General features: G+C 32.6%; 5 protein-coding genes and 1 pseudogene. 1 reads left to right on the top strand and 5 read right to left on the bottom strand.

What is annotated here, in order from left to right; genetic code table 11:
* The 3 genes and pseudogenes from Q4Q55_RS09400 to psmB all read right to left on the bottom strand — a co-directional run.
* A pseudogene (locus Q4Q55_RS09400) lies at window positions 1-156 on the bottom strand (phosphoribosylformylglycinamidine cyclo-ligase); the annotation flags it as partial.
* 117 nt (window positions 157-273) lie between these two features.
* Window positions 274-2187, bottom strand: coding sequence for a beta-CASP ribonuclease aCPSF1 (locus tag Q4Q55_RS09395; RefSeq protein WP_303372552.1), 1914 nt, complete (start codon window positions 2185-2187; stop codon window positions 274-276).
* 131 nt (window positions 2188-2318) lie between these two features.
* Window positions 2319-2933, bottom strand: a complete 615-nt coding sequence (gene psmB, locus Q4Q55_RS09390) for an archaeal proteasome endopeptidase complex subunit beta (protein WP_303372551.1) — start codon at window positions 2931-2933, stop codon at window positions 2319-2321.
* A 186-nt stretch (window positions 2934-3119) separates the two neighbouring features.
* On the opposite strand from psmB, the gene Q4Q55_RS09385 reads away from it, so the two are divergent.
* Window positions 3120-3857, top strand: coding sequence for a class I SAM-dependent methyltransferase family protein (locus Q4Q55_RS09385; protein ID WP_303372550.1), 738 nt, complete (start codon window positions 3120-3122; stop codon window positions 3855-3857).
* Here the strand turns inward: Q4Q55_RS09385 and cofG are convergent.
* A complete protein-coding gene (cofG, locus tag Q4Q55_RS09380) occupies window positions 3844-4932 on the bottom strand; it encodes a 7,8-didemethyl-8-hydroxy-5-deazariboflavin synthase subunit CofG (protein ID WP_303372549.1) in 1089 nt (362 codons plus the stop codon). The genes Q4Q55_RS09385 and cofG overlap by 14 nt on opposite strands.
* Before the next feature lie 2 nt (window positions 4933-4934).
* Window positions 4935-5118: DUF2120 family protein (locus tag Q4Q55_RS09375; protein ID WP_303372548.1), on the bottom strand; the 184-nt coding region annotated here is incomplete at its 5' end.

Genomic DNA, 5118 nt, shown 5'->3' with positions numbered 1-5118 from the left:
AATAGCTTTGTCTCCTAATTTAACTAATGCAGCATAATGGCCGCTGTCGGTGATGATGTCTCTACATGATAATGTTGATTTAAGTTTATCTGCCAACTTTGAAACAGTCACAGCCTCAAGGTCTATATCAACACCAGATTCTGAATAAGTAACCATTTTAACACCTATAAGCTTAATTCGTTCATTTTTTTAAAATAAATAAAATAATATTGTGTTTAACAATATTTTTATACAATATAATTTGTTTAATTAAGTATTTAATTGTTTTTTCAACTACTGTATTCTAACGCAATCTAAATTAACAGGGGTTTTAGTTTCGATTTTATAACTCCTGTGGATGGATGATGCCAAATCCACTGCTTTGTATGGATCTCCATGGCATGTAATGACTTTTTCCGGTCTTGGATTAAGTCTTTTTACATATTCCATTAGTTGTCTTCTGTTTGAGTGTCCACTAAATCCATTAATTGTCTTAACTTGCATTTTAACACAGAATTGCCTAGTTCTTCCATCATCATCTTCGAGCGGGATTTCTTTCCATCCTTTTTGCACTCTTCTACCCATTGATCCTTCAGACTGGTATCCTACAAATATTAATGTGTTCTTTTCGTCTTCACATAACCATTTGAAGTATTCGACGGAGTTTCCTCCAGTTAACATACCTGAAGTTGATAAGATGATTGCTGGCTGTTTACTTTCAACAATTTCTTTTCTTTGGTCATGATTTTGAACTTTTTCAAACATTTCTGAAACAAATGGGTTTCTTCCCATATGGAAAATTTGATCTCTTAAGTCTTTACTTAAGTATTCTGGTCTTGCAGTGTGGATTGCAGTTGCTTCCCAAATCATTCCGTCAATATAAATTGGAACTTCTTCAATTAATCCGTGTCTCATGTATTCTTCTAAAACAACCATGAGCTCTTGTGCTCTTCCCACAGCAAATACTGGAACTAATACTTTTCCACCACGTTTAAGTGTTTTATAGATGGTTTTCATCATTTCTTTTTCAGCATTATTTCTAGATGGTTGCACATCTTCTTTTCCACCATATGTACTTTCCATAATTACAGTTTCAGCACGAGGGAATCTAATGGTTGCAGGTTCAAGCAATCTTGAAGGTTCATATTTGAAATCTCCTGTATAAACCAAGTTGTGAGCCCCATCTCCAATGTGCATGTGTGATATCGCTGAACCTAGAATGTGACCTGCATTATGTAATGTTAACCTTATGTCTGGTGAAATATCAGTAACTTCTCCGTAATCTAAAGTGATTGTATTCTTGATAGCTTGTTTTACATGTTTTGATGTAAATGGTAAGGGATTGCCTTCTCTGTGAGCTATATCTAAGTGGTCAAATTGTAAAAGTGTGGTCAAATCTCTTGTTGGGGTTGTACAATAAACAGGTCCTTCATATCCGTAATGATAAAGGTAAGGTACAAATCCGCAATGATCTAAGTGGGCGTGAGAAATAATGACTGCATCCAATTCTTCAATTGAAAATTCTGGAGCGTTTAAATAGGGGAATGCGGTTTTATTGTCTGATGCAGCAACATTTACGCCACAATCTAATAAAACACGACTGTTGGGTGTTTGCAGTAACATTGATGAACGTCCAACCTCTTTAAATCCTCCCATTGATGTAACTCTTGCCCAATCATTTGGATGTTTGGTTCCTTGGTGAATTTGACGTCCAAGACGTTGCAACATCTTTTTTCTTTCTTTACTGCTATTTTTTTGTATGGTTCTAATTTTTCCTATAATATCTGAACTGATTGGTGGTGTTCTTAGGATTTTTGGTGCCCATCCAGTATTTTTAACGATGTTTCTTGATGTTACTCCATATTTTCCAATAACTAATCCCGGTTTCTTTGCAGTAATCACTACTTCACCAGTCACAGTATCAAAATAAATGTCAGTAATTTCAGCTCCGTCAGGCACTATTTCATGAACTTTGTTAATGGTTTCTTCGGGTTCAAGTAATGCGCATTTGTCGGATCGAATAATAAGTCTTTTTCTAAGTTCTTTTGCAAGTGATCTTATAAGATCGCCATTTTCAGTTATGATTTCCGGATTTTTAGTATAAACTACAACTTCAGGACCTTCAAATTCAACCTTTGAAACTTGAATTTCCTTAGGTAGTTTTTCTAAAATCTCTTTTTTAATATCTTCTAAAATATCTGAAGTCATATAATCCCTTCAAAAAAAGTTTGTGTAGTTATTATAGTTTATGAAAAGCTTTAAGCTATAACTAGTTAAATTTCATAAACTATCTACACTGTTTATATAAAAAAATAGTTAGTTATGAAAAATTAGCTTACTTATATTTTTTCTAGAATCTCATTAATTTTTTCATTATCTAACATTTCAAAGCCGTTTGCATCTACTTTAGCAACTAAATACCCATTACCTGAGTATGTGTCACGTTCTGCAGCAGCTCTAATAGCTCTTATAGCTATTTCAATTCCTTCATCAGTTGTTAAGTCATCTCTAAATCTGTCTTCAAGAACTCCGTATGCAACGATAGAACCTGATCCAGTTGAGATATAAGTGTCTTCAATCATTCCACCCGCAGGGTCTAATGAGTAAAGAGATGGTTTGTCTCCGTCCATTCCACCAAGTAATGTCTGAACATACATTGGTCCTGAACGTAATATGTTTGCAGTTAATGATGCAGCAGCTTTAACGCTAATATCATCATTGTTTCTCATTTGATAAAGAGAAACTTCTGCTTCAATTACTTTCATTAAACTTTGAGCATCTCCAACTGAACCTGCAATGGTAGTTACAATATGATCATCAATTTTAAATATTTTTTCTGCGACTTTGTGAGCTACTAAGTTTCCCATACTAGCTCTTCTTTCGCTTGCAAATACAACTCCATCTTTACAAGTGATTCCGACGGTTGTTGTACCTTCTAATATTTTATCATCCATTTAAATACACCTCATATAGTATTTAAAATATCTAATTTCAACTACTTTATAGGTTGAATATAATAAATCAATTAACTATATCTTATATTAATTTTATTTAAAATCAGAATCAATTATTAGTATAAACTAACAATATTAATATTATCTATTTGTATATATAAACTTTTCTTATTTCAGGTGAATAAATTGAAATGGAAACTAATTGGCGATATATTAATTGTAGATACTAAATTTCATTATGAATCAAATGAAGATTTGGAATTTCTATCAAAAAAACATAATGCGAAAACTATAATGAAAATAGACCATATTGCGGGAACTAAACGGGAACCTATTTATAATGTTTTATATGGCAGTGAAACTGAGACAATAAATAAAGAAAATGGATGTTTGTTTAAGCTGGATTTAGCAAAAGTGATGTGGTCTAAAGGTAATAACAATGAAAGATTACGAATCGCGAAGTTGGTTGGTGACGGTGAAATTGTTTTAGACATGTTTGCCGGAATAGGTTATTTTTCTATTCCTATCGGAGTTCATTCAAATGCTAAACATATTTATTCTATTGAAATAAATCCTAATTCATATTTCTACTTGAATGAGAATATTCGATTAAATAAATTAGATAATATAACTCCAATCTTAGGCGATTGCATGGAACATGCTCCAAAATTCAAAGCAGATCGTATTGTAATGGGATATGTTAAAACAACTCACCATTATTTAAAAGTTGCCATTAACAGTTTAAATGACGGTGGAATATTGCATTATCATGAAACGGTTCCGGAAAAATTGATGAAGACGAGACCTATTGAAAGAATTATTTCTCAAGCGGGTAATCGTGATGTTGAATTATTAAAAATTAATAAAATTAAAAAATACGCTCCGGGTGTGGAGCATGTTGTTGTCGATGTTAGGATAGATTAACTATCTTTTCTAATATCTGTTCGTTTAACCATTCCAGGTTAATGTATTTTTCATAAATACATAATCTTTCAGTTAGCTCAAATCCAGCATCTTTTGTTAAGTTTTCAAGTTCATCGATTCCCGGCCATGGAGATGTGATGTTAACAAAATCGGGACTTACCGGTGAAACTCCTCCCCAGTCATCAGCACCACAAAGTAAAAATATTTGTGCAGTATCATTGTTCAGGTTGGGTGGGACTTGTATGCTGATGTCAGTATCTTTAAATAATAAGCATCCTGCAATAACTGTTCTAATCATATCCAAAAGACTTGGTTGTGTCCATTTTTCCATTTCAATTCCGGGAATTGGTGTGAAATTTTGAATAATAACTTCTTGAATATGACCATATTCGTCATGAATTTTTTTAATTGCAAGTAATGATTCAGCTATTTCTTCTTTTGTCTCACCTATGCCTATTAAAATGCCGGTGGTGTATGGAATTTTTAATTTTCCAGCATTTGAAATAGTTTCTAATCTTAATTTGGGGTTTTTCCCAGGGCTTTTGTTGTGGGCAGGTAATTCCATCAATCTATTTGATGAATTTTCAAGCATCAGTCCCATTGAAGCATTAACTTCTTTTAATCTTCTCAAATCATTGTAACTGAAATTTCCACCATTTGTGTGGGGAAGAAGGTTAGTTTCATTTAAGGTCATTTGGCAGATGTCTACGATATAATCAATCATTTTATCATATCCAAATTCTTTCAGTCTTAAACGAACAATTTCTTCTTCATCAGCATCTTCTCCAAAAGCAAACATGGCTTCTTTACAACCATATTTTTCAGCTTCTTTTAAATCTGCCAATACTTCATCCTTGCTTTTAAGAATGATTGCTTTAGGGTCATTTGGATTTTTTTTAAAATTACAATATCCGCAGTTATTTCTGCAAATTTCAGTTAATGGTATGAAAATGTTTTTAGAATAAGTAATGAGATTATTCTCCCTATATTTTGCAGTTTCTAACATATATTTAACAATATCCTTGTCAGTTGCTGTCAATATGTTGAGAATATCTTCTTTAGTTAAATTTGACATATTTAATCTTCGCGTTCTGAAACAGTAACTTCCACATAAAGTGGAGGTATTTCATTTTTATCTTCCCAAATGGCAATTACAACATCAAAGCTTGGCAGTTCAAATACTTTGTATGCCACTACAAGCCCCATTGACTCTAATTCTTCTTTTACTCTAATAAATCCTCTATTGTCAATATCGCCTGTA

Source organism: Methanobrevibacter sp. (genome assembly GCF_030539555.1).
Classification (GTDB): Archaea; Methanobacteriota; Methanobacteria; order Methanobacteriales; family Methanobacteriaceae; genus Methanocatella.
This window is presented reverse-complemented; position numbering and strand designations above follow the sequence as displayed.